The following is a 25,831-nucleotide window of genomic DNA, read 5'->3' on the forward strand; positions in this document are numbered from 1 at the left end:
AATTTATTCCCATGAGCATTACAAAAGAGGACGTTTTAAAAAAATATTTCGGTTACGATTCATTCCGTCCGCAGCAATCTGAGATTATTGACACCGTCATGCATAATCAGGATTGCCTAGTATTGATGCCTACCGGAGGTGGGAAATCGGTTTGTTTTCAAATTCCTGCAATCCTCCGCCCAGGACTTACCGTCGTTATTTCACCACTAATTGCATTGATGAAAGACCAGGTGGAGGCACTGAGAGGGAATGGGGTAAATGCTGCTTTTTTGAACTCTTCACTATCCTCAGCTGAACAGGATCAAGTGATGTGGCAGGCTAAAATCGGCGAACTAAAATTGCTCTACATCGCACCTGAGCGACTTTTTTCAGGAAACACTTTCGATTTTCTGCGTGAATGGAATGTCAATTTGTTTGCGATTGATGAATCACATTGTATTTCTTCCTGGGGCCACGATTTTCGGCCCGAATATCGACAGCTAAGTAGTTTAAAACAACGCTTTCCGAATGTGCCGGTGATTGCGCTCACAGCAACAGCTGACCGCGTAACACGAAGGGATATATTAAAACAGTTGGGAATTGAGCACGCTGAAACCTTTGTAGCTAGTTTTGACCGTCCAAATTTGAGCCTGAGTGTACTTCCAGGCAGAAAACGGATTCCACAGATACAGAGCTTTATAAAAAAGCACGAAAATCAGGCTGGGATCATTTATTGCCTGAGTCGGAAAGGGACCGAAACCGTAGCAGCCAGTTTGCAAAAAGCAGGGTTTAAAGCAGAATTTTATCATGCAGGTTTACCATCCGAGAAACGCTCAAAAGTTCAGGAGCAATTTTTAAAAGATGATATTCAGATCATTGTAGCTACGATAGCCTTCGGAATGGGGATCGACAAATCGAATGTCCGCTGGGTAATTCATTACAATTTACCTTCCAATGTGGAAAGCTTTTACCAGGAAATAGGCCGCGCCGGGCGTGACGGATCAGCTTCCGACACGGCGCTTTTTTACAGCTACATGGATATCATCACGCGACAAGATATGATCAATAATTCGGAGCAGTCGGAAGAGCAAAAGGAATTGCTCCACGCCAAACTGAACCGAATGAAGCAGTATGCCGAAGCTGACATTTGCCGTAGGAGAATACTGCTGAGTTATTTTAATGAAGCTGTGGAGCAGGATTGTGGCAATTGCGATGTTTGCCAAAACCCAAGAACCAGGTTTGATGCGACGATCATAGCCCAAAAAGCACTGTCGGCCATTGTAAGAACAGACCAAAAAATTGCAATGGGAATGCTCATTGATATTCTCAGAGGAAGCCGCAACAGGGCTATACTTCAGCACGGCTATGACCGACTGCCTACATTTGGCGTTGGACACGATTTGCGCGGAGAAGAATGGGCAGAATATCTAAGCCAGCTGCTCAATTCGGGAGCCATGGATATTGCATATGATGAGGCGCATTCATTTAAGCTGAATCCTTTCAGCCGGCAAATTCTGAAAGGTGAAAGGAAAGTAGAGCTGGTCAAATTTATTCCGTTGGCAGAACGTAAAGCCCGCGAGGAAGAACTTGCTCCAAAGGAAAAGCCAAAACAGGAAATTATCCGGGATGCCCTTTTCGAGAAACTTCGTACTTTACGAAAACAGATCGCCGATTCGCTGGGTGTTCCACCTTACGTTGTTTTCAGTGACGCCACATTGTCGGAAATGGCGCAGAAAAAACCGGTTTCCGAAGCTCAAATGAAGACAGTTTCCGGAATAGGTGCAGAAAAATTCAGGCGATATGGAGAAACGTTTATCAACGAAATAGTCGCATTCGCCAGAGAAAATACACAGCCCGGAACACGTGTAGTGAAAGGATTGACATACATTGAAACCCTTGACCTCTACAAAGCCGGCTATTCGGTGAAGGTAATTGGTGAGAAGAGGGATCTTAATCCCATGACCATACTTTCGCATCTTATCAAGCTAAAAGAAGACGGCCACCAAATTGATCTGAAAGCACTGATAGATGACAAATCCTATCAAACCATTATAAAAGCAGCACAGGAAATGAGCATCCGTAAAGCGGATCCAATAAAGCCTTTATTCGAGCTTTTGAATGAAGTATATGATTACGGGCAGATAAAATTGGCACTGACGATTATGGAGGAGGAGATGTAACATTACGGCAGAATAGGCACGTCCAAGACTTTGCTCAGTTCAATTTTTTAGAAATATTTTACCAAAAAAAATCTTTCTTTGCAAATTGCTTTTGAAACAAACCACGGCGAGCTGTATTCTTATGTCATCATCACAAACTGAATCAAAAAACACCTTCGATGCCATCGTAATCGGCTCCGGCATTAGTGGTGGCTGGGCTGCGAAAGAACTGTGCGACAAAGGCTTGCAAACGCTGGTTCTTGAAAGAGGACGGAATGTTGTTCACAATCAGGATTACCCTACTACCCACATGGCGCCCTGGGAGTTTCCCCATCGGGGACGAATGCCAAAAGAATTTTTAGATGAAAATCCGCTCATAAGTAAAGCCGCAGGCTTTGACGACGCAACTGATCATTTTTTTATTAAAGACAAAGACCATCCTTATATTCAGGAAAAACCATTCGATTGGATCCGGGGATATCAGGTTGGAGGCAAATCGCTGACCTGGGGAAGAGCCTGCCAGCGTTGGAGCGATTTTGAATTCTCTGCGCCGCAACGTTTCGGCTACGGCATCGACTGGCCTATTCGTTATGCCGATGTGGCTCCATGGTATTCGCATGTTGAAAAGTTCATTGGAGTATGTGGAAATAAAGACGGAATCGAAGCCATGCCAGATGGTGAGTTCCTGCGTCCTTTCGATCTGAACTGCGTTGAATCTGCTGTTCAGAAAAGTATTCGTGAAAATTATAAAGATCGCCATTTGGTTGCCGCACGCTGGGCACATATCACCGAACCTCAGGAAATCCATTTGCAGCAAGGGCGCGGTCAATGTCAGGCGAGGAACATGTGTATGCGTGGTTGTCCATACGGCGGATATTTCAGTTCTGTTTCATCAACACTACCTTGGGCTCAGAAAACAGGAAATCTCACCATCAGACCTCACTCCGTTGTACATTCCATTATTTACGATGAAGAAAAAGGCAGGGCCGTTGGTGTGAAAGTGATTGATGCAGAAACGAAAGAAGAAGTTGATTTTTTTGCCAAAATAATATTTCTCAATGCCTCAGCATTGAATAGCACGCTGGTTTTACTCAATTCACGCTCAAAGCGCTTTCCAAACGGTCTTGGAAATGATAGCGGACTATTGGGTAAGTACGTTGCGTTTCACAATTACCGGGCTTCTGTCGGTGGAGTTATTGACGGTTTTGAAGATAAATATTACTTCGGTCGTAACCCTACCGAACCTATATTGGCCAACTACCGGAATCTTCACAAACAGGATACCGATTACCTCGGCGGCTTTACAACCTTTATGGGAGCACACCGTATGCGAGGTAAGCAGAGCGATGAGGCTGCTTCATTTGGTCCTGATTTCAAAAAAAATATGTCAGAGCCCGGAGGCTGGCGCGTGTATATGTATATGCAGGGAGAAACCATCCCAAAGGAAACCAATTATGTCAAACTAAGTCCGGATCAAAAAGATCAATGGGCAATACCGTTGTTAGTCACCCATGTGGATTATGACGACAATGACGAAAAGATGATTAAGGATTTTCTGGCGCAGAGCAAGGAGATGTTGGAGAAGGCAGGATGCAGGGATGTTCAGACACATGACAGCAAACAAGCTCCCGGACTGGATATACATGAAATGGGTGGCGCCAGAATGGGCCATGATCCTAAAACCTCCATTTTGAACAAACACAATCAGCTTCATCTTTGTAAAAATGTGTTTGTAACAGATGGTGCCTGCATGACCAGCACCGGAAACCAAAGTCCGTCGATCTTATACATGGCCCTCACGGCGCGTGCGGTGGACTTCGCTGTTGGTGAAGTTAAAATGGGAAATTTGTAATTATATTACCATTGTCAGGTAAAAATTGTAAAGTAGCGTCCATATCTTTACAAAAACTATAACATCGAATTCTAAAATGTCAAGACAAAACATACTTTCCGGTTCACCCTGGGAAGACAAAATGGGCTATTGCCGTGCTGTACGTATCGGCAATATTGTGGAAGTAGCAGGAACAGTTGCTATTGTAGATGGCGAAAAAGTGAAAGCAGATGATGCTTACGCTCAAACTCATAACATCATTGAACGCATTGCAAAAGTGCTTGAAGATGCCGGTGCAAGCTTGAACGACGTAATTCGCACCCGGATTTTCACCACCAACATGACGCACTTTGATGATATAGCACGTGCGCATGGAGCATTTTTTAAAGATATAAAACCAACAACAGGTATATATGAGATCAGTGGACTCGTATCCCCGGATTACCTGGTCGAGATAGAATTTACTGCCGTGCTTGCTTAGAGGCTCGCCAGGACGGAAAGATATATACAGAAATAATTGAGTGCGACTTACTTATTCACCGTTGCAGCAGCGATTAATCCGTCCAAAACAATACTTTTTCTAAATTTCCCCGTAAATTTGCGGCTCTTTTAAGGGTTTCACCCGCGGAAGGAATGTTACAAAATCTTATTTAATCATTCATTTAATCTTAATGCAAGAATGAAAATCGCAGTAGTAGGCGCTACCGGCTTGGTAGGCGGCGAAATCCTTAAAGTGCTCGAAGAGCGTAATTTCCCGGTAACGGAACTGTTAGCAGTTGCGTCAGAAAGATCTGTTGGTAAGGAAATTACATTCAAGGGTAAACAGATAAAGGTGATCGGGTTCGAAGACGCGATAGCAGCTAAGCCAGAAATAGCGATTTTCTCTGCTGGCGGCAGTACTTCTCTTGAACTTGCACCTCGTTTTGCAGAAGCAGGCATTACGGTTATTGACAACTCCTCAGCATGGAGAATGGATGCTACGAAAAAACTCGTAGTACCTGAAATCAATGCAAAAACACTTACAAAAGAAGATAAGATCATTGCAAATCCTAACTGTTCTACGATCCAGATGGTTGTGGTGCTGAATCCTTTGCATGAAAAATATAAGATCAAACGCGTCGTTGTTTCTACATACCAGTCTGTTACAGGTACAGGAAAAGCGGCGGTAGACCAATTGTTCTCTGAAAGAGCAGGTGATCACAGTAAAGGAAAAGTTTATCCACACCAGATCGACCTGAATGTGTTGCCGCATATAGATGTGTTTCTGGACAACGGCTATACGAAGGAAGAAATGAAAATGACCAACGAAACGAAAAAGATCATGGGTGACGACAGTATTGCTGTAACTGCTACCACTGTTCGTATTCCTACAATCGGCGGTCACTCAGAAGCGGTAAATATCGAATTTGAGAATGAATTTGATCTGGATGAAGTTCGTCAGATTTTGAGTGAAGCAGAGGGTGTTATTCTTCAGGACGATCCTAAAAACGCAGTTTATCCAATGCCGCTTACTGCGCATGGCAAAGACGAAACGTTTGTTGGTCGTATACGCCGCGACGAATCACAGCCAAAAACGCTTAACCTATGGATTGTAGCTGACAACCTTCGTAAAGGAGCAGCAACCAACACCGTACAGATAGCGGAGTTCCTATTGAAGCACGATCTCGTAGGCGTTGCTCAGGAAGCATAATTAGCGCATTGATAATATTAATAAACGAAAAAGAGCTCCTGTTGAAGAAGCTCTTTTTCGTTTTATATGCCTTAGTTTTTTGGTGCAGACAGGGAATAGTAGCACGTCAGCCCAATAACTTACCGAAGATAGATAGAATTACAAATGCTCAAAATTTATCCGTCAGCCCTGCTTGCGCAAACCCCTGCAAGCAGCAGCCGTTACTCGTCGTCGTTCTGCGTTGTTGCCCGTATCCATTCCGAACCTATAAATTCTCTTTCTGCTTCTTCGCCATAGTCAAGGTCGAAAAGTTCATTTAGAGTTTTGTCCCTTAAAGTCATCTGTTCTAATGCAACAAGCTTAATGTCGTCTGGCATTTGATCGCCTGTCAAAAATTGCCAATCTCCATCTTCGTCATGAACTACACGAAGAATTGGTTTGTCAAGTTCTAACCATTGTCTGGTTGTAAATATGCCTAAGTTTTTCGCTTCTCTAAACTTAAAATCTATATTTCTGTCAAGCAGCGGCTGTCGATATTTTAATTCCTCTTCAAAGTCATTATCCCAAGGAAATCTATTGTTTCTGTCTGTCCAAACAAATTGCAATGCTGGAAATCGGTCAGAGTTATAAAAATTAATTGCCGCACCAAAATAATGACTGAAATAACTTGGGTCAACATTTAAAAATTTCGTGTCAGAGTTGTCGAAAAAGTCGTCATAGTTTTTATTCGTGGTTATTATTTGTCCTTGCTTTACAAGTTCGGCAACGTCATTGATGAGTGCATGTAAATTTTTTGTCGTAAGTCCGAAACAAATAATTTCAGGATGCTTAAAAGTCTTCCAAAGTCCGATTGAATATGCAAACGCTGGCAGATATTCTGTCGCGCCAAGAATAATAACTGTTAAGCCATATTTTTCAATATTACTTTTAGTTTGGTCGTCATGTCGGCAATTATGAGCTTGGTCTGTCATACGGTTGCTGCTTACTTTTCATTTCAATTCTTCACCAAATCCCGTTCAGACCGCCTTTTGGGCGTTCAGACCGGGCTACCGGTCCACCTCACCCATCACAACATCTATTGAGCCAATAATGGCGACTAAATCTGCCAGCAACGCACCTTTCGACATTTCTCCGATCACCGACAAATTGTTAAAAGAACACGCTCTGGCTTTGCAGCGAACCGGAATATCTGAACGACCATCTGTTCTGAAGAAAAACCCAAGTTCCCCTTTCGGATTCTCGGCACGGACATAAAAATCCATGGCTTTCGGTCTTATCTTCTTGGGAACCAATGCCTGTGGGTCAAAGTCTGACGTTCTTTTATGTTCCTTTGTCAGCTTTTCCAGGCTTTGTTCAATAATTTTAATCGATTCCCAGCATTCTGCCACACGTACCCAGGTTCTGTCCCAGCTGTCGCCCACCGTTCCCATTTTACCTTCACCAATGGGGATATCAAAATCAAGTTCAGGATATACGGAATATCCGTCAACCCTCCTCAGATCATACCGTAACCCGGAAGCCCGAAGCATAGGTCCGGTGCAGCCATAGTTAATGGCAACCGGCAAAGGTAAAACACCCACGTTGATGGTTCGTTCTACAAAAATTTTATTATCAATAACGAGCTGCTGAAGTTCAATAAGTTTGGGTTTCAGATATTTGATAAACTCACTGCAACGTTCTTCAAACCCAACCGGCAGATCATAAAAAAGACCGCCAATCCAGATGTAGTTGTACAGCATTCTGGCTCCACAAACCCATTCCAGCAATCTCAATATCTGCTCTCTGTCACGCATCATCCATAGAAATGGTGTATATGCACCGATATCCATTGCGTACGTCCCCAGGGCGACAAAATGTGAAGCAAGACGGTTCAATTCTGCAACCACAACACGGATGTATTCTACACGCTTTGGAATATCATTTTCAATACCCAGCATGCGCTCCACACCCATTACATAAGCATGTTCCGAATTCATGGCAGCGACATAGTCCAGGCGATCCACGTAAGGAATGATCTGGTTAAAAGGTAATGCTTCGGCATGTTTCTCAAAACACCTGTGCAAGTAACCCAAATGCGGAACCACATCAACTACGACCTCTCCGTCAGTAACTACTTCAAGCCTTAAAACTCCATGTGTAGATGGGTGCTGTGGTCCCATATTCAAAACCATCTCTTCTGTACGAAGAGTTTCGGAATTGTATTTCGTCGGGGCCGAAACCGCTAAATATTCCTTTTTATATTCGTACTGAATGGCATTGCTCATATCGGGAGAGATCTGAATCTATGATAACGTTGCTAAAATCTAACGAGTTTTTGTTCCTGCACTTCCACACGAAGTGGTCCGATTGGACGGCTTTCGTTATGCAACCGGTCTACGGATGTAATGTAATAAACGTATCGCTGTCCCGGCCGAACGGTTTTATCCACGAAACGCTCTCCTTCGTAACACATACCGATAATCCGTCTGGGATCATAAGCGGTGGCCTTTTCGTCGGGTTCAAAGCGGTAGATGACATAATAACTGGCACCGTCTCCGTCTTGTGCCGGATCTGGCTTCTCCCAGAATAATTCCAGTGCATTGGTGAGCAGCGTAGCTTTCAGACTTTTAGGAGAAAGTGGCGGAATGTTATCTTTCCAGGGCATAGTCGGAACCAGTGCCGGATAGTGAAACAGATCCTGGCGGAGCGAATCTACAAACCCTAAGCTATTATTTTTTAAGGAGCGAGAACTAAAGAAAATAGCCCCATCCGTCTCATTTCCCCTCAAATACCTGATCTGATTCGGAATCTCTTTCGGATTGGCCCAGTTGGTATCCTTTTCTTTGTATCCAACACGATATGCGCCCATTCCAACATATATATGGCGTCCATAACTATTGTCGGTCCACCAGTCTACGAGATTCTTATATGGCACTCTTCCAAACCCGGATGAAAAATAAACTTGCGGGGCAATGTAATCAACCCAACCTTCTTTAATCCATTTTCTGCTGTCCGCATAAAGATCATCATAGGATGCAAGAGCTCCGTAGGTTTTAGACCCTTCCTGATCTGTTCCTTTATTACGCCACACTCCGCAAGGGCTGATCCCAAATTTAAGGCGCGGGTTAACCTCTTCCAGTGCGTCGTGTATTTGCTTCACCAGCAGATCAATATTATTTCTTCTCCAATCAGCCTTATTAGTAAAACCCCTTCCATATTTCCTGAAAGATGCTTCATCCTGAACAACCTGCCCCGGAACTATATATGGATAAAAATAGTCGTCGAAATGAATGCCGTCAACATTGTAATTTTTGGCAACGTTTACGGTGATCTGAGTGATAAAATCTCTTACTTCCGGAATACCAAAGTCAAAAAGTTTGTACCCGTCATAATTCAATATCCATTCCGGATGTGTGTAGCTTATATTGTCTGTAGAAACACTCGTTGAAGACTTATGAACCAGCCGGTTCAGATTCAGCCAGGCATGAAATTCAAGCCCTCTTTGATGCGCTTCCTTGATCATGAACTCCATCGGATCCCAAAAAGGCTCCGGTCTTCTGCCTTGCCTGCCGGTGAGCCATTCTGACCAGGGTTCAGGACTTTTGGCATAAAATGCATCTCCGGCAGCCCTAACCTGAACAAAAACAGCATTCATCCCTACCCTCTTGTGAAAGTCCAGCAAATTTGAAAACTCTTGTCTCTGCGCCTCGGGCACAAGATTTTTACTGCTTGGCCAGTCTATATTATCAACAGTGGCAATCCATACCGCTCTGAATTCTCTTTTAGGGGGTAATATAATTTCCGTTTCAGTGCTTTGGGCCACACAGCCTGTCAGCAAAAAAAAGTCAAGTAAAAGAAAAAGCGTAACTACTTTAATTTTTTTCACTATAAAACGTATGCAAAATGTTATTCTGATCAAAGTAACGTAATTTGGAACAAAGTTAGCCGAGAACTGCCTTAAATCCATCCATATGTTCCGGGTTTAGTTCGAGGGTACACAACATCCGCCAAAGTTTTTATTCTTGACTTAGTTATATTTCTGAGGTTTTGTTTTTATGAAGAACCATAAAAAACTGAATAATCACGAACTGAATAGTTGTTATTATGAATAATTTTTCTTGATATTTATTGTGTAATTACAAGGATTTTTTGTGACTTAACCGAGCCGTTAAGAATTAAATTTACCGCATAACGCTAAAAACTACATCCCGTATTGGAACCATTTGTCAAAACCACTAAGAATAATGTCCTTTTTGAAATAGCCTGGGAGGTTTGTAATCAGGTAGGAGGAATTTATACTGTAATAAGAACGAAGGTACCAGCAATGGTAGAAAAGTGGGAAGATAACTACTTGTTACTTGGTCCTTATTTTGAGAAGAAAGCTTCATCAGAATTTGAAGAGATAACAGATATGGACAGCTCTCCAGCTGGCCGTACTGTGAAAAGACTACGCGAGATGGGCTACGTGGTTCACTACGGTTACTGGCTGGTAACGGGTAAGCCGCGGGTTGTGCTTTTTGATCTGGAAAGTATCAACTATGAGCTGGATACAATTAAATTCAACCTGTGGGAGCGCAATCGCATTCCAACCATTAATGTTGAACATCTGGTAAATCAGACCCTGTGTTTTGGTGAACTGGCACGTATTTTCCTGAAAGAATATGCTGAGGACAATGCGAAACGTGAAGAAATTTATGCTCAGTTCCATGAATGGATGGCAAGCAGTGGGCTACCCGATCTGAAAAGAGAAAATGTCAAGATCGCTACAACCTTCACTACCCACGCCACCATGCTTGGCCGATACCTGGCACAAAATGTAAGCGGATTCTATAACAAACTTCCGTTTTTCGATTGGGAGCAGGAGGCAAAAAATTATGGAATTGTAGCACAATGCTCTATTGAACGCCAGGCAGCACTGAGTGCGCACGTTCTGACAACTGTAAGTGATGTGACGGCAAGAGAATGTGAAGTATTTTTGGGAAGAATGCCTGATCTCGTTACACCAAACGGCCTCAATGTAGTACGTTTCCAGGCCGTGCACGAGTTTCAGAACCTCCATTTAAAGTACAAAGAACGAATTCACGATTTTGTACTCGGACACTTTTTCCCAAGCTACTCTTTCGATCTTGATAAAACGCTTTATTTCTTCACATCGGGACGATATGAATACAGTAACAAAGGTTATGATTTAACCCTGGAAGCACTCGCCCGGCTGAATTGGAAAATGGTTCAGGCCAATATGGACACAACGGTTGTGATGTTCATTGTTACGAAGCAGCCATATCATTCCATTAATCCGGACGTGTTACAGTCAAGAGCTGTTTTAAATGAATTGCAGGAAACCTGTACTGCCATTGAAAAGGAAGTTGGGGAGAAATTATTCCTTGCTACCGCCTCAGGTACGGATCATAAAATGCCTGACCTCAATAATTTTGTTGATGAATATTGGCGTCTGCGTTTGCGCAGAACCATTCAAACATGGAAAACGGATAAACTTCCTGCCTTCGTAACACATGATTTGAAAGAAGAGGACGGCATCACTGACTTCTGCAAAAAGGCCAATCTGGTAAACAATGAAAGAGATCGTGTGAAGATTGTCTATCACCCTGATTTCATTTCTTCAACCAATCCGCTTTTCGGGTTAGATTATGGCCAGTTTGTACGCGGATGCCATTTGGGTGTGTTCCCAAGTTACTACGAACCGTGGGGATACACACCACTGGAATGTGTGGTGCGAGGTGTTCCTACCGTAACCAGTGACCTTTCCGGGTTTGGGGATTACATCATGCAAATCATGCGTGACTACGAAAACCGGGGTATATATGTGATCAACAGGAAATCGCAGACTTACACGCAGGCAGCTGATCAAATGGCCGATATTTTATTCAAGTTCGTCAAAATGCAGCGCCGTGACCGTATTATGCAGCGTAACCGCGTCGAAAATATTTCGGATGTGTTCGACTGGATGAACCTTAGATCGTATTACGATACAGCTCACGATCTGGCAGCAAAGCGACGCAAGCCTTAAACAATAAAGTTGTTAATAACGCCCACAAATACTAAATAAACTGTATTTGTGGGCGTTTCTGTTGTTGAATTACTAAAAATTTTCAACACCTTCACGCCGGTTTATTTTTTATAACAATTTCCAATGAATTACGTAGAATTAGAAATACATGCAGACTCCGATTTTTCGGAAATATTGATGGCAGAGCTTGGTGAAGCTGGTTTTGAATCTTTCGTGGAAACGGATGAGGGCTTGCTTGCTTACATACAAGAAGAGGATTTTGATGAAGCAAAAATTTCAGAGATCGTAAACAAGTATCAGGATCTTACACCCATAACTACCGCTTGGAAATCACTGGAAAGAAAAAACTGGAATGAGGAATGGGAAAAGAGCTACGCGCCTATTGAAGTGGGAAACAGAATCCGCGTCCGCGCAACATTCCACGAGCCGAACCCGACCTTTCAGTATGACTTACTTATCCAGCCCAAAATGTCGTTTGGAACGGGGCATCACGAAACAACCTGGCTGGTGATGAACGAACAACTCAGCCTTCCGCACGTTGGATTATCCATTATGGATGTAGGCTGTGGAACCGGGATTCTGGCTATTTTGGCGTACAAGCTTGGAGCAACCAATCTTTTAGGATTTGATATTGACGAATGGGCGGTTGAAAATACGCAGGAAAACTTTGCGATGAATAACTTGCCAGCGGAAGCAGAGGTGTTTCAGGGCACCATTGATGGCGTTTCTTCCGAATTGCGCTTCGGCGGTATTCTTGCAAATATCAACAGGAATATTTTGTTGGCAGAAATCCCTAAATACGTTTCGCATCTTGAAGCTGGTGGCTGGCTTGTCACAAGTGGATTCTATGAGACCGATCAGGCTGATATTGAACGTTGTGCAGAAGAAAATGGATTAAAAAAAATCCGATCGAATACACGGAACCAGTGGGCAACCGTTGTATTTGAAAAGATATAAACGGACTTCCCTAGCATTCTGACCCAGGACCGAACGGAGTCTCTTGAAAAGTACTTGATAACACATGAAAATTTTTAGATACTTCTTTCTCTTTTACATCACGCTATCCGCAACGTCTGCGGTTGTGGGGCAAAATCTGAAACTTTCAGATGAGCCAGGACAGTTCATCACGCAGTTCCGCAAGTTGATGGATGGGAGCCGCAATCCGCAATACACACGCGCTGCGGCACAGTTAGATAGTGTATGGATGTCTTCTGTTGGCTCTGCCCAGCAGAATAAATTCATATCAATAGTTCGTACGCAGATAGCAAAAGGACAAAAAGCAGGTCCTGTATTATTTCTTCTTACCCGCAATGCACACGCTTTTGCAAAGCAATCTCCCGAAAATTTTGATGGTTTTCTGGATCTTGCCATGCAGGCCGGGGTAAAATATGATGGTAAATCTTTCCAAAAAGTATTGGAGACGATCCGCACCATCAACGAAACCAACAAACTGTATTCTGCCAACTACAATTCGCTTTATCTGCTTGGTGGCACTTATCGTTTCCGTTTTGACACAACCAATGCTGTTACTGCAAATCAAGAAGCAGCCGTTGCGGCTGCAAATGACAGCTGGGATGCTCCGGTAGATACCAATTATGTGATTACTCCAAAGTCTAATCCGCTGCCTGTTGTTTCAGGTGCTATCGTGGAACTTCAAAATGCGGTTTTCGGGATGGTTGCAGCTGGTGATTCAGTTGTTTTCGGCCCAACGAATGGTAGTGTTACTTTGCAGAATGGTATTTTTGTTGGTAAAAGCGGGAAATTCAACTGGGCAGCAGCCGGCGATTCTTCCATTTATGTGGATCTGGACGCTTATTCTTTCAATATTTCTCAACCGAAAATTGTCGCTGAAAACGTAACGCTCCATGACGACCGGCAGCTTGCTAATCCCGTAAAGGGGACCATGGAATATCGTGGGACAAAAAAAGTCAGAGGGCAATCAGCTCCGTATCCTCGTTTTGTATCCAACGGCATCGATGCCCGCCTGAAAGCTTCACGGAAAAATATTGATTACAAAGGAGGTTATGCACTCATTGGTACCACCATGTTCAGTTCATCGCTCAGCGATCAGCCTTCAACAGTATCAGTCACCTACAAAGAAAAACCTGCATTTAAAGCACAAAGTAAAAAATTCAATCTGAAGGATTCTGTTATCTCAGCTCCTTTCGCTACCTATTCCATGCCTCTGGGCACCGATTCGCTTTATCATCCGGGAGTAACTTTTTCTTACAACGATGATGAAGGTGTTGTGAAATTGGGGAGAGCAGAAAAGACAGACTATGCGCCGCTTCCTTATCAGGATTCTTATCACAAGATGAATATATGGGCGCAAGCAATGCGCTGGAAATTCCCCAATGACAAAGTTGAATTCCTGCGAATTGACGGAAAGCAGGTCGTGCCCGTAAAATTGGAATCCTTCGATTATTTTAAAAAGGAGCGATTTAAAGGTATTAGCCAGGAATTTGGTTTCCAACCTATGCTTTTGGCAGCTAATTATACCCAGACACAAAAGAAGTCGAGCTTTCTTGCAGAAGAGCTTGCCAAGCATTTCAAACAAAACCCGAAAATATTGCGCCGTACCTTGGAAAGACTTACCCTGGACGGCTATTTCATATACAACCAGCCTACCGACGAATTTGCGTTAAGCAAAAAAGGTGCTTTGTACGTTTTGGCTAATCTGGATAAAGCCGATTATGACAACTTCCAGATTGTTTCTCAGTTCACCGCCAACGATGAAACTGCCAATGCCACCATTACATTGGGTGATACGTTGCTCACGGTCCTGGGAGTTTCAAGATTTATTGTCAGCGATTCTTTGAAAATTTACGGTGTACCTTCTGATAAAAAAGTAGTTATTGGCCGCAACCGGAACTTTGGCATGAATGGCCAGCTGGTGGCTTCCAACTATCAATTCAGAGGCCAGAACCTTAAATTTGACTATAAGCAGTTTTTCGTTAATGTAAGTCCCAACGACTCTATCACTTTTACGCCGAAAGAAAAATTTACCAAAGGCCAAAAAGGCGAAGTGGGTGGTCACGTAAAATATGAAAAAGGAGGCACATTTTATTTAAGTGACCCTTCCAACAAATCCGGTATTCAGAAAGGTAAAAAGTCGCCAAGGCTTGTGGTGCCCGATGGAATGATGGTCTATTTTGACCAGCCCGAACGCGAGCCCGTTTTGTACCCGCGCGAGGTTTATTTCAAAATTCCAAAAATTGACATGGATGGCCTCGACCAGCGTGATGTCATTTTCGATGGTACATTTTATGGAAACGGCATCATTCCGGATATTAAAACGATCCTCAAAAGTATGCCCGACAACTCACTTGGTTTTGAGTACAAGCCGCCGGTTACAGATATGAAAATTTATAACGGAAAAGCGCTTGCCAAGTTTACAGATACACTGGTGATGGATAACACCGGGCTACATTCCAAGGCTATTATCAAGTATCTATCCGCTTCCATTACTGCAAAAGAAGTGTTGCTGGCTTCGGATTCACTTATGGCCACCGGGGAAGTCGCAAGTATAAAAGAGGCAAATATTGGCAAGGGATATTTCCCTGCGGTAGATCTTAAAGACTACACCCTACGCTGGTTTCCCAATACGGATAGCATGTTTATCAACACACAGGGGAAATCGTTTTCTTTCCACAATAAAACCACCAATCTGGAAGGTGGATTGCTTTTGCGATCGACCGGATTATATGGAAACGGAAAGCTGAAACGAGCTGATTCGGAGATCACATCCGAGGATATTAAATTCAACAAGGAAGGTTTTCTGGCCAATAAATCGGTATTTTCTGTTAATAGTGGCGAGGACAAAGCGACTAAAAAATTGCTTACCGGCAATAACGTTAACATCGATTTCAACTTTAAAACCGGGATTGCCAACTTCCTGACAGATGAAACCGGATTTGGTTCAGACTCATCAGGAATGCAAATCCCGACAGCATCCTATCAGACTTTGATCGGGTCAGCAAAATGGGATATGAATAAAAAGACCATTTTGATGAAAGGATTTGGCGAAACATCCTCTTATACCTCCACGAATCCGGAAATGGAAGGTCTGACTTTTCAGGGATCTGAGGCTATTTATGATGTGGGCAAAGTGACGCTGAATGTAAAAGGAGTTCCTTTCGTGCAAACGGCAGATGTAAAAATAATACCCGATGGGGGATTACTCAGTATTGATTCAAAAGGGAAAATTAACCCTTTGAAAAAAGCAAGAATTGAAATTGACACGCTCAATACCTCGCACCGTTTACGCGACGCCGATATCAAGATCAATTCAAGAAATCACTTTGAAGGCTCTGCGACCTACCAATATATCACTGCACGAAAGGATACATTTAATATTAAAATGCAGAATTTCGAACTACACGAAATTGGGGCTGCAACGGAAGGCAAACAACGTAAAAACACAGAAGCGCAAAATGCAGTCGTGAAGTATTACACAACTGCAAGAGCCGATATTAAAGAAGCCGATAACCTCATTTTATCTCCAAGAATTCAATACAAAGGGGGTATCAATCTCATCGCTTACGAACCATCCCTTCAACTGGAAGGGTTTGTGAAACCTGTTCTGAAATTCCGTAAAGATTTCCAGAGTTCCTGGATTGTTTACAATGAAGCGCCGGGAGAAAATATTGCCATTAAAATTGATAAAAACCTAAAAAACGAACATGAGCTTCCTCTGTCCGTCGGTTTGCATTACAATGAAGCGCGTGGCATGTACATGAGTTTTCTATCTCCAAAAGATTCTGACGGAGACGAGGACATTTATCTTGCTCAGGGTGCAATGAATTTTGATGAGGACAGCAAATCTTTCAAAGTAACACCTCCACCGGGAGCAGACGGGCTTATCGACGAATCGAACATCTTGAAATTTGATGATAAAACAGGCCTGGCGAATTTTTCGGGTCCTTTGAAATTTACCAATGCGGACTGGATGCAGGCTTCTGGTATCGCAGAAGCGCAGGTGGATAGTTCCAGATTCAGCTTCAATACCCTGCTTGTTTTGAAAATGGCTGCGCTGGAACCAATCTTGCAGCCTCTTGCAGCAAAAATCGTTGAAGTTAACCTGGAAGAACAAAACAGCACTGCTGCGGATGATGATTTTGAGCAACAAAATCGTAAGCTGGCGGCCCTGATCGGCTCCAAAGCAACGGATGACTTCGTAAAATTGACAGCCGCAGGTTATAAACCCCTTTTTGAAGCATCACCAGTTCTCGACGCTCCAATGGTGTTATCTAATGTCGATCTGCGCTGGTCGGCTGTTCACGGTGCATACTATTCTCAGGGACCCATCGGTGTATCTCATTTTGGCAGGAATAACATCAATGCACAGATGGAAGGTGTGCTGGAAATCCGGAGAACTGCGGATGGCGATGAATTCAGCCTCTATTTGCAGGCATCTCCGGATGTATGGTATTATTTCGATTATCGTCAGAATGAGCTCGGAGTAGTGTCGTCCTTGCTCGACTTTAATGATCAGCTGACAGCAAAATCGAAAAACGTCAAATCAAAGATGACGCTGGTTTCATTGGGCACAGAGGAAAAAGATATGTTTGTGAACCGTTTCGACGATTTTTACCAGCCCGCTGTTAAAAAAGCCAAGCTCATGAAAACAACCGTGAAGAAAAAAGTGACGCCGGCAGCAGAAAAGAAAAAGAAAGAAGAACAGGCGGAAGGCTTCTAAAGATGTATTTGTAGAATTTATTTGATTATTATTAATCTAACAATTAATTTTACTTGCATTTTTCGCTTGCAAAAAAGCTGCCCCTATTGTATTTTTGGCAAAAGCTTATTCTAATTCAAAATAAACAAGGAATAGTACCAAATGAGTGTTGTCTTATTTATAGTTACGATTTTAGCCGCTTACTTGTTGGGTTCCATCCCTAGCTCTGTATGGTATGGAATAGGTTATTTTGGAATTGACGTCAGGAAACATGGAAGCGGCAATGCCGGTGCAACCAATACTTTCAGAGTGTTGGGAAAACGGGCTGGAACTGTTGTCATGTTAATTGACGTGATTAAGGGCTGGACAGCAACTTGCATAGCCTCAATGCTTTTTTACATGGGGACGATCGGTGAAACCGAACTGCTTATGTATAAAATCCTCTTTGGAATAATAGCAATTATAGGTCACATCTTCCCTGTGTTTGTTCGTTTTAAAGGAGGAAAAGGAATAGCAACTTTGCTGGGAATGGTACTTGCTATCCATCCTGAACTCGCACTGGTTTGTATCACCATTTTTATTCTGACCTTGCTGGCATCTCAATATGTTTCGTTGAGCTCTATTCTCGCTACACTTGCATTTCCGGTTTTATCCTGGGTGGGCGTGTTCGGGCATCCGGAGCCGTTACTCATTGTCTTCGGATTTATAATGTTCGTGCTTGTGGTGATTACACATCAAAAAAACATCATTCGCCTCCTGAATGGCAATGAAAACCGGGTTAACCTTTTCGGAAAATCGAAGGCAGTCCGGCATTCATAAGAAAATATAATTTCAGAAATACCCACCCCTAAGGATCAAACCTTAGGGGTTATTTTTTAAATTGGGCGTTCATTTTAAACCGGTGCCGTGCACCAGAAGTAACAAATTATCAAAACCAGATCATGAATAATTATATTGATAAAAACCGGGACAAGTTTCTCGACGAATTGCTCGAATTGCTAAGAATCCCTTCCGTAAGTGCCGATTCCAAATTTAAGCCGGACATGATCAGAGCGGCGGAATACGTTCGCGACCGGATCAAAGATGCCGGTGCCGACCGTGCCGAAATCTTTGAAACGCCCGGACACCCCGTGGTGTATGGGGAAAAAATCATTGACCCAAGTTTGCCAACCGTGCTTGTTTACGGTCATTATGATGTGCAGCCAGCCGATCCTTATGAGCTGTGGAATTCACCTCCCTTTGAGCCGGTAATCAAAAATGACAGGATTTACGCACGTGGTGCCTGTGATGACAAAGGTCAGTTTTACATGCATATCAAGGCCTTGGAAACAATGCTTGCAACGGATTCCCTTACCTGTAACATCAAAATGATGATTGAAGGTGAAGAAGAAATTGGCTCGTCCAATCTGGAAATGTTTGTAAAAGAACATCGGGATCTGCTTAAATGCGATACCATTTTGATTTCTGATACCAGTATCATTGCCAACGATGTGCCATCCATTGAAACGGGACTTCGCGGACTTACCTATGTAGAAGTAGAAGTGGTCGGGGCTAACAGAGATCTTCATTCTGGTGTGTATGGTGGCGGAGTTGCCAATCCGATCAATGTGCTTTGCGAGATGATTGCTTCGCTCAAAGATGAAAATGGGCACATTACCATACCAGGCTTTTACGACAATGTCCAGGAACTGACACAAGCAGAAAGAGATGCGCTTAACTCCGCTCCGTTCGATCTGAATGAATATAAAACGGATTTGCAGGTTGATGATGTAGCAGGTGAAAAAGGTTACAGCACCATTGAGAGAACATCGGTTAGACCTACTTTGGACGTAAACGGAATTTGGGGAGGCTACATTGGTGAAGGTGCAAAAACGGTATTACCTTCGAAAGCCAATGCCAAAATATCCATGCGTCTGGTTCCGAATCAAACCGATCAGGAAATATGCGAATTGTTCTCTAAACACTTCGAATCAATTGCTCCCGCATCTGTGAAAGTGAAAGTAACACCTCATCATGGCGGATTACCTTACGTTACTCCAACAGATTCGGTTGAATACGAAGCCGCTGCTCTGGCAATGGAAGAATCATTTGGTAAAAAGCCAATTCCGACACGCGGCGGAGGAAGTATTCCCATTGTAGCTCTATTCGAACAGGAATTAGGCAGAAAGAGTATCCTGATGGGATTTGGATTGGATATAGACGCACTTCATTCGCCAAACGAAAGTTACGGTCTCTTCAACTATTACAAGGGAATTGAAACCATTCCTTTGTTCTTCAAACACTACGCAAGGTTGAAGAGCTAGTAGGTTCTGAACAGTCAATAAGTAAACAGTTCACAGTTAACAGTACCGTCGTTGGCGTCTGTCTACTGTGAACTGTTTTATTGTCTACTAAAAAAACTACCTCTTCCTTCTCTCCTCCCGTTTCAGCTTTTTAAGATTTTCAATTGCCTTTTTAGCTTCTTTATCCTGGCTCGATTTACGATCTGCTCTGTCGTCCGCAAGTTTATAATAACGCAGCGCCTCGTCATAGTTCTTTTTCATTTCAGCTATTTTCCCAAGTCCCAGCAGCGAAGAAACATAATAACCTGCATTCAGGGATTTGGTCTGAACCGAAAAGTCGATGGCTCGCTGGTAGTACTTAGCCGCCAATTCGTAATTCCGGTGGTATTGCATGTTGTAATAAGCAAGTACATAAGCCGCATTCCGGCCACTTACACCTTCATATCCCGGCATAAACTGGTCAATTTTAGTCAGTATATTTTCAGCTGCTTTTTCCGCTTCGGCAGCCTTTCCAGTCACAAATGCAGTACGGCAAAAATACCTTTCAAAATACGGATTGTTCGGGTAGGTCTGCCACATATACTTGGCCAGTTCATACGCCTTGCCATATTCATTTTCCATAATATATATCTGAAGCAGGAAATAACGTGCTTCCACTCTGGTGTAAAACGCATTGTTACCAACCTTTTCCAACTGCTGCTGTCCAAGCTTTTTATTCCCCTTCGGAAACAGGGCCAAAACAGGTTTCAGTAAAGGATATTCTTTGGGGACCCATTCCGCATAGTAGTTGTACAAACCATCGCCAAACAAAAGCTCAGGCGACAAATCTCCGTTTCCTTTACATACTTCGAAATATTTGAGAGATTTTTTGCCCGCGAAAGCCGCCTTCGTCCAGCTTTCTCTTTCTGCATAAAGCCGTCCTTTAAAAGCATAGGCGGCTGCGAGAAAGAAGGCCGGCTCTACTTTATTCTTTTCATCATCATACAATTTCTCAGCAAGCGTGATGGTGGAATCCATTTGTGCAAGAAAGGCTTTATCGTACGTTTCATTGTCTGTATTTGGCACTATTTTCCACCATTCCGAAAGTCCCATCAGAAAGTGAGGCATAGGGTGTTTTGGGTAACGGTATTTCAGCCAGCGAAACTCTGCATCTGCTTCGGCGAATTTGAAATTATAAAGGAGGTTGATGGCTTCGGTTGACTCAATCTGAACACTTGGATTTTTCAATACCATGTCATAGTTCTTATCCAGATCAGCCGAAGAATATAACTGGGCAACAGCAGAGGTGGTGGAAAGAACTGCTACAACGCAGCATGTTAATATATAAGGTATTCGTTTCATATCAGGGGTAATCTGTTCCTATTAACGCCGGAATGTTATTTTACGTTTGCAGGGAAGAGGGTTTTTAAAAAAAGAGTTAATATTGAGACACTGAAACAATTTTGAGGCTGCACAGAGCACAAACTTCTGACACGATAATTTTTATGATAACCATATTAGACAAAACCTTTGTTCCTTTTATTGAGCGGGAAAAACTTGAAGAACGTATCTCTGAACTTGCATCTCAAATAAGTGCCGACTACAAAGATCGCTGTCCTCTCTTTATTGTCGTATTAAACGGAGCATTTTTGTTTGCAACGGAGCTTATAAAAAGAACGCAGCTACAGTGTGAAATAACATTTGTCAAACTTGCATCTTATTCTCAAACGGAATCGACAGGTAGCGTACGTCAGATTATTGGCCTGGAAGAAAAAATAACTGGTCGTGATGTTATTATTGTTGAAGACATCGTAGATACCGGTCTTACTATGAATCAATTAGTAAATCAAATAACTGCTCTCGACCCGGCATCCGTAGAAATAGCAACCCTTTTGCACAAACCCGATGCTTTGCAAAAACCTGTGAACATGCGTTACATGGGATTTGAAATTGAGAATCGCTTCGTTGTAGGTTACGGTCTGGATTATAACGGGCTGGGTAGAAACCTCAATGCACTCTATATTCTTTCCTGATCCGAAAATTATAAAACAGACACCTCACACAAGTAAAAACCACTCACAATGCACATACAATTTTTTGGTGCCGCAAGAACTGTCACAGGAAGCAAACATCTGATCACAACCGAAAAAGGAACAAAAATCCTGCTGGATTGCGGGCTCTTTCAGGGAATACAAACAGATGAATTCAACCAAAACTTTGGCTTTAAACCATCCGAAGTTGATTATCTGATTTTATCACACGCGCATATCGATCATTCGGGACTTATTCCCTGTCTGGTACGTCAGGGATTTAACGGCCCCATTTACTGTACCTCGGCTACGGCAGACTTGTGTCGGATTATGCTGATGGACAGTGCTCACATCCAGGAAAAAGATCTGGAACGCATCAATGAGCGCAGAAAACGACAAGCCAGACCATTACTTGAAGAATTGTATAATGCCGAAGATGCGCAACGGGCACTCAGTATGTTTAAGAGCGTTCGCTACGGGCAAACGTTTCATTTGGGTCCCGACAATGAAGTAGCCGCGTTTCTGTCGGATGCTGCTCATCTCTTAGGAAGTGCAGCGGTACATTTAAGCATCCCGGACAAAGGCTCCTTTAAACAGGTGACATTCACAGGCGATATTGGCCGTCCCGAAGACCGGATCCTACGGAAGCCGGATGTGTTTCCCCAGGCTGATGTGATCATTTGCGAATCGACCTATGGCGACAGGTTACATGAGAAAGAAATTGATATGCAGGGTCATTTATTAAAAATTGTACATGAAACCTGTGTACAAAACCGTGGAAAGCTGATCATCCCCGCATTCGCGGTTGACCGTACACAGGAGCTGATATATGCTCTGGATCAACTGTCCAGTTCCGGAAAATTACCTCAAATACCGGTTTACATTGACAGCCCTTTGGCAATCAATGCAACACGTATCATGAAAGATCATGACGAATGTTTTAATCCGGAGATACTGGAATACATCGAAAAAGATGGTGATGCTTTTGCCTTTCCATACCTGCATTATGTATCCGATGTGAATGAATCCAAGGCAATCAATGACAGGAAAGAACCTTGTATTATCATTTCTTCATCGGGTATGGCAGAAGCGGGCAGGATCAAACATCATATTAAGAATAACATTGGCAATCCAAATTCAACCATATTACTGGTAGGATACGCATCGGCAAACACCCTGGCGGGTGCATTAAAACGTGGAGACAAACAGGTAAATATTTTTGGAGAATCACATGAGGTAAAATGCAGTGTAGCTTCTATGGATTCGTTTTCAGGACATGGAGATTACAACGAAATGATTGATTTTCTTTCTTGCCAAACCCCGGAACGTGTTCAGAAGGTGTTTTTAGTTCATGGAGAATATGAAACGCAGGTATCCTTTAAGCTGAAATTACAGGCAAAAGGTTACAAGGATATACATATTCCGGCATTGTACGAAAACGTAGAAATTTAGTTTCGTTTTTTTCAGAGTCCTGTTTGGAAACCTGGTCAGAGTTACTACTTTTGCACACCCAATTTCAATGCCGAAGTGGTGAAACTGGTAGACACGCACGTTTCAGAGGCGTGTGGGGGTTGCCCCATGCGGGTTCGAGTCCCGCCTTCGGCACGAATGCCGTTCCTGACATCAGGAGCGGCATTTTTGCTTTTCAAGAATGGCTTTCGGGGCAAAATACGTGAATTTGTCCAATAAAAAACCTGAGATTATCAATGCTTGTAATGGCACTGATTACCTCAGGTTTACTATTAAAAAGGCTAAATCGCTTTACCCTATATCCTTAAAATTTCCATCTTACAAAAGCTTCCATCGCTTCGTATTCTGCAAGACCGAGTTCATCGTACAGCTGTGCAGTACCGCTGTTACGTTCCTCTGCACGTTGCCAGAATTCTCTGGAATCATCTCCCTGGAATACCACACCATCCTTTTGAGACTGGTGCTTGAATATCCCCTGACGTTTCTTTAAAACCTGGTCCGGGCTCATTGGCACTGCCATTTCGATCTCGTAAATGTCCCACTCAGCCCATGCTCCGCGGTATAACCAAACCCAACAGTCCTTCATGAAATTCTTGTGTTTCACACGCTGAAGAGCCGCTTCGATCGCATCCCAGCAGACCTTATGCGTTCCGTGTGGATCGGCAAAATCACCTGCTGCGTATATCTGATGCGGTTTGATTTCTTCAATCAGATCTTGAACGATCTTAATATCTTCCTCTCCAATCGGTTTCTTTTGTACTGTTCCTGTTTCGTAAAATGGCATATTCAGGAAATGAGCCTGGCTTGTAGGAATCCCTACGAAACGGCATGTCGACTTTGCCTCTCCTTGTCTCAATAAACCTTTCACCTGACGAATTTCCGGCGTATCAATTTCGCTGTCTTTTGTATGCTTTAGATATGTCTTTGCATCTGTAAACAACTTGTTTGCCTCCGGGCTGTCAATTCCGAAGTTTCTGTTAAAATCAACAACAAAATCAATGAAACGAAGCGCTTCGTCATCCGCTACGGCAATATTTCCCGATGTTTGGTAAGCCACATGTACTTCATGCCCCTGGTCAACCAGCCTTTGGAAAGTACCACCCATAGATATAATGTCGTCATCCGGATGAGGACTAAAAATCAACACGCGTTTTTTGGCAGGCTGAGCACGTTCCGGGCGATTGGTATCGTCCGCATTCGGCTTTCCTCCCGGCCATCCTGTAATGGTATGCTGCAACTGGTTAAATACATTGATGTTGATCTCATAACCTGCACCATACTGGGCAAGTAAATCGCTCATACCATTATCATTGTAATCTTTGTCAGTCAATTTCAAAATTGGCTTACCCAGACTTTTCGACAAATGCGTAATTGCCTTTTTGATCATTTTATTATCCCAAACAACCGAGTCAACTGCCCAAGGTGTTTTTACTCGTGTCAGCTCAGATGCAGCACTTTCATCAACTACAAAAGATACGTTGGGATGTGCCTGAAGATAAGATGCAGGATTACGTTCTGTAACCGGCCCCTCTACTGCACCACGAATTACTGATGCTTTTCTTTCTCCCCATGCGAGCAACACAATACGGCGTGCACTTAATATTGGCGAAACGCCCAATGTTATTGCCTTACGGGGTACCTTATGAAGACCGCCAAATTCCATTGCAGCAGCTGCTCTGGTAGAATGATCGAGTGTGATCAGCCTTGTGCGGGCATTGATAAGTGAACCGGGTTCGTTAAAACCAATATGACCATTTCCCCCAATCCCAAGCAGCTGAAAATCCAGCCCTCCGACAGCATTTATTTTATTTTCATATGAGATACAGTAGTCTCTCAACAATGCAGGCGGCACCGTTCCGTCCGGAAGGAAATAATTTTCCTTTGGAATATCTACATGATCAAACAACTGTTCCTTCATGAACCTGTGGTAACTATAAATGGAATCTGGCTCCATTTGGTAGTACTCATCAAGGTTAAAGGATATCACATTTTTAAAACTCAGCCCTTCCTCTTTATGGATTTTAATGAGCCTTGCATAAACAGTCTTCGGAGAAGACCCTGTTGCCAAACCCAATACACAGTTTTTTCCTTCCTTTTGCTTCTTACGGATCAGCTCAGCAATTTCCTGTGCTACAGCATTAGAAGCCTCTTTGGAGTCTGCAAAAATTTGCGTCGGGATTTTTTCGTAGGTTATCGGTTGACCAATTGTCCCGTTTGTGGCATTGTCAGCCGCCTGTAATAAAATCGTGTCTGGATTCACAGTCTGAATGTCCATTGTTTAAAATAATTCTGGGAGTTTAAGAATAGGAAATAGGCATATTACAAATTGGTGACTTCTATCTGTTTCTATGTATTACACAATATCATAACAATAGTCTAAAAGATGTTATTCTATCGTGAAAATTTACATTGTTTCACAAAAGTACGATTCAAAAGCAATATTATTAAAAAAATTTAAAAAATAACCTGCTTCCAAAAACAGGCTATTGGCGAGAACATTGTCTCCCTGAAATTTAAACCCTTTACCAGCCAAAACTTTTCAATAAATGTCATTTTAACAGGTTTAGGGCAATAAACGCACTTCTCTAAACCAGACTTATATACTAGATAACACAGGCTTAAGACTATTGGAAAGTGTTTGTCTCAAACTCCTACGTTTTCTCTTTTCTCAGAAAGTGATGTGTATTTTTTCATTCCACGAGAATTGCTTGTATTTTTGCGGCTTAATCTACATCCAACATATCATTT

Annotated in this window: 16 protein-coding genes and 1 tRNA gene; 12 read left to right on the forward strand and 5 right to left on the reverse strand. The window is 42.9% G+C overall.

What is annotated here, in order from left to right; all coding sequences use genetic code 11:
- Positions 1-11 precede the first annotated feature (11 nt).
- From recQ to LZG71_RS22045, 4 genes are all read left to right on the forward strand, one after another.
- Positions 12-2,159: a DNA helicase RecQ gene (gene recQ, locus LZG71_RS22030; protein ID WP_233824025.1), complete on the forward strand. Its 2,148-nt coding sequence runs from the start codon at positions 12-14 to the stop codon at positions 2,157-2,159.
- 121 nt (positions 2,160-2,280) lie between these two features.
- Entirely contained in the window at positions 2,281-3,990 is a 1,710-nt protein-coding gene (locus tag LZG71_RS22035; protein ID WP_233824026.1) for a GMC oxidoreductase, read from the forward strand.
- Between the two features lie 76 nt (positions 3,991-4,066).
- The gene (locus tag LZG71_RS22040) at positions 4,067-4,450 is read left to right on the forward strand and encodes a RidA family protein (protein WP_233824027.1); all 384 of its coding nucleotides are present in this window, start codon (positions 4,067-4,069) and stop codon (positions 4,448-4,450) included.
- Positions 4,451-4,648: 198 nt separating this feature from the next.
- On the forward strand, positions 4,649-5,659 hold the full coding sequence (locus LZG71_RS22045; RefSeq protein WP_233824028.1) for an aspartate-semialdehyde dehydrogenase: 1,011 nt from the start codon (positions 4,649-4,651) through the stop codon (positions 5,657-5,659).
- Between the two features lie 200 nt (positions 5,660-5,859).
- On the opposite strand, the gene LZG71_RS22050 is transcribed toward LZG71_RS22045, so the two are convergent.
- The 3 genes from LZG71_RS22050 to LZG71_RS22060 all read right to left on the reverse strand — a co-directional run bounded on the left by LZG71_RS22050 (position 5,860) and on the right by LZG71_RS22060 (position 9,503).
- A complete protein-coding gene (locus tag LZG71_RS22050) occupies positions 5,860-6,609 on the reverse strand; it encodes a DUF4262 domain-containing protein (protein ID WP_233824029.1) in 750 nt (249 codons plus the stop codon).
- A gap of 75 nt (positions 6,610-6,684) precedes the next feature.
- Positions 6,685-7,902 carry an NADH-quinone oxidoreductase subunit D gene (locus LZG71_RS22055; RefSeq protein WP_233824030.1) on the reverse strand — a complete coding sequence of 406 codons (1,218 nt, stop codon included), beginning with the start codon at positions 7,900-7,902 and terminating at the stop codon, positions 6,685-6,687.
- A 32-nt stretch (positions 7,903-7,934) separates the two neighbouring features.
- The gene (locus LZG71_RS22060; RefSeq protein ID WP_233824031.1) at positions 7,935-9,503 is read right to left on the reverse strand and encodes a family 10 glycosylhydrolase; all 1,569 of its coding nucleotides are present in this window, start codon (positions 9,501-9,503) and stop codon (positions 7,935-7,937) included.
- A 327-nt stretch (positions 9,504-9,830) separates the two neighbouring features.
- Between LZG71_RS22060 and LZG71_RS22065 the strand changes: the two genes are divergently transcribed.
- The 5 genes from LZG71_RS22065 to LZG71_RS22085 all read left to right on the forward strand — a co-directional run bounded on the left by LZG71_RS22065 (position 9,831) and on the right by LZG71_RS22085 (position 19,625).
- Positions 9,831-11,645 carry a glycogen synthase gene (locus LZG71_RS22065; RefSeq protein ID WP_233824032.1) on the forward strand — a complete coding sequence of 605 codons (1,815 nt, stop codon included), beginning with the start codon at positions 9,831-9,833 and terminating at the stop codon, positions 11,643-11,645.
- A gap of 123 nt (positions 11,646-11,768) precedes the next feature.
- A complete protein-coding gene (gene prmA, locus LZG71_RS22070; protein ID WP_233824033.1) occupies positions 11,769-12,602 on the forward strand; it encodes a 50S ribosomal protein L11 methyltransferase in 834 nt (277 codons plus the stop codon).
- A gap of 64 nt (positions 12,603-12,666) precedes the next feature.
- Positions 12,667-17,343 carry a hypothetical protein gene (locus LZG71_RS22075; protein WP_233824034.1) on the forward strand — a complete coding sequence of 1,559 codons (4,677 nt, stop codon included), beginning with the start codon at positions 12,667-12,669 and terminating at the stop codon, positions 17,341-17,343.
- A gap of 141 nt (positions 17,344-17,484) precedes the next feature.
- Complete coding sequence (gene plsY / locus LZG71_RS22080) at positions 17,485-18,141, forward strand: glycerol-3-phosphate 1-O-acyltransferase PlsY (protein WP_233824035.1); 657 nt, start codon at positions 17,485-17,487, stop codon at positions 18,139-18,141.
- Positions 18,142-18,263: 122 nt separating this feature from the next.
- The gene (locus tag LZG71_RS22085; RefSeq protein WP_233824036.1) at positions 18,264-19,625 is read left to right on the forward strand and encodes a dipeptidase; all 1,362 of its coding nucleotides are present in this window, start codon (positions 18,264-18,266) and stop codon (positions 19,623-19,625) included.
- A 96-nt stretch (positions 19,626-19,721) separates the two neighbouring features.
- On the opposite strand, the gene LZG71_RS22090 is transcribed toward LZG71_RS22085, so the two are convergent.
- Positions 19,722-20,945 carry a tetratricopeptide repeat protein gene (locus LZG71_RS22090; protein WP_233824037.1) on the reverse strand — a complete coding sequence of 408 codons (1,224 nt, stop codon included), beginning with the start codon at positions 20,943-20,945 and terminating at the stop codon, positions 19,722-19,724.
- A gap of 143 nt (positions 20,946-21,088) precedes the next feature.
- On the opposite strand from LZG71_RS22090, the gene hpt reads away from it, so the two are divergent.
- The 3 genes from hpt (at position 21,089) to LZG71_RS22105 (ending at position 23,218) form a co-directional block, all read left to right on the forward strand.
- A complete protein-coding gene (gene hpt / locus LZG71_RS22095) occupies positions 21,089-21,616 on the forward strand; it encodes a hypoxanthine phosphoribosyltransferase (protein WP_233824038.1) in 528 nt (175 codons plus the stop codon).
- Between the two features lie 48 nt (positions 21,617-21,664).
- On the forward strand, positions 21,665-23,065 hold the full coding sequence (locus LZG71_RS22100) for an MBL fold metallo-hydrolase RNA specificity domain-containing protein (protein ID WP_233824039.1): 1,401 nt from the start codon (positions 21,665-21,667) through the stop codon (positions 23,063-23,065).
- Between the two features lie 69 nt (positions 23,066-23,134).
- Positions 23,135-23,218, forward strand: a tRNA-Leu gene (locus tag LZG71_RS22105).
- Between the two features lie 169 nt (positions 23,219-23,387).
- On the opposite strand, the gene nagB is transcribed toward LZG71_RS22105, so the two are convergent.
- Entirely contained in the window at positions 23,388-25,358 is a 1,971-nt protein-coding gene (gene nagB / locus LZG71_RS22110) for a glucosamine-6-phosphate deaminase (RefSeq protein WP_233824041.1), read from the reverse strand.
- Positions 25,359-25,831: the final 473 nt, after the last annotated feature.

The sequence above is a fragment of the Dyadobacter sp. CY312 genome (genome assembly GCF_021390535.1).
GTDB lineage: Bacteria > Bacteroidota > Bacteroidia > Cytophagales > Spirosomataceae > Dyadobacter.

Coding starts and splice junctions, on each gene's coding strand:
- recQ (WP_233824025.1), top strand. CDS start 12: ATGAGCATTACAAAAGAGGACGTTTTAAAAAAATATTTCGGTTACGAT.
- LZG71_RS22035 (WP_233824026.1), top strand. CDS start 2,281: ATGTCATCATCACAAACTGAATCAAAAAACACCTTCGATGCCATCGTA.
- LZG71_RS22040 (WP_233824027.1), top strand. CDS start 4,067: ATGTCAAGACAAAACATACTTTCCGGTTCACCCTGGGAAGACAAAATG.
- LZG71_RS22045 (WP_233824028.1), top strand. CDS start 4,649: ATGAAAATCGCAGTAGTAGGCGCTACCGGCTTGGTAGGCGGCGAAATC.
- LZG71_RS22050 (WP_233824029.1), bottom strand. CDS start 6,609: ATGACAGACCAAGCTCATAATTGCCGACATGACGACCAAACTAAAAGT.
- LZG71_RS22055 (WP_233824030.1), bottom strand. CDS start 7,902: ATGAGCAATGCCATTCAGTACGAATATAAAAAGGAATATTTAGCGGTT.
- prmA (WP_233824033.1), top strand. CDS start 11,769: ATGAATTACGTAGAATTAGAAATACATGCAGACTCCGATTTTTCGGAA.
- LZG71_RS22075 (WP_233824034.1), top strand. CDS start 12,667: ATGAAAATTTTTAGATACTTCTTTCTCTTTTACATCACGCTATCCGCA.
- plsY (WP_233824035.1), top strand. CDS start 17,485: ATGAGTGTTGTCTTATTTATAGTTACGATTTTAGCCGCTTACTTGTTG.
- LZG71_RS22085 (WP_233824036.1), top strand. CDS start 18,264: ATGAATAATTATATTGATAAAAACCGGGACAAGTTTCTCGACGAATTG.
- LZG71_RS22090 (WP_233824037.1), bottom strand. CDS start 20,945: ATGAAACGAATACCTTATATATTAACATGCTGCGTTGTAGCAGTTCTT.
- hpt (WP_233824038.1), top strand. CDS start 21,089: ATGATAACCATATTAGACAAAACCTTTGTTCCTTTTATTGAGCGGGAA.
- LZG71_RS22100 (WP_233824039.1), top strand. CDS start 21,665: ATGCACATACAATTTTTTGGTGCCGCAAGAACTGTCACAGGAAGCAAA.
- nagB (WP_233824041.1), bottom strand. CDS start 25,358: ATGGACATTCAGACTGTGAATCCAGACACGATTTTATTACAGGCGGCT.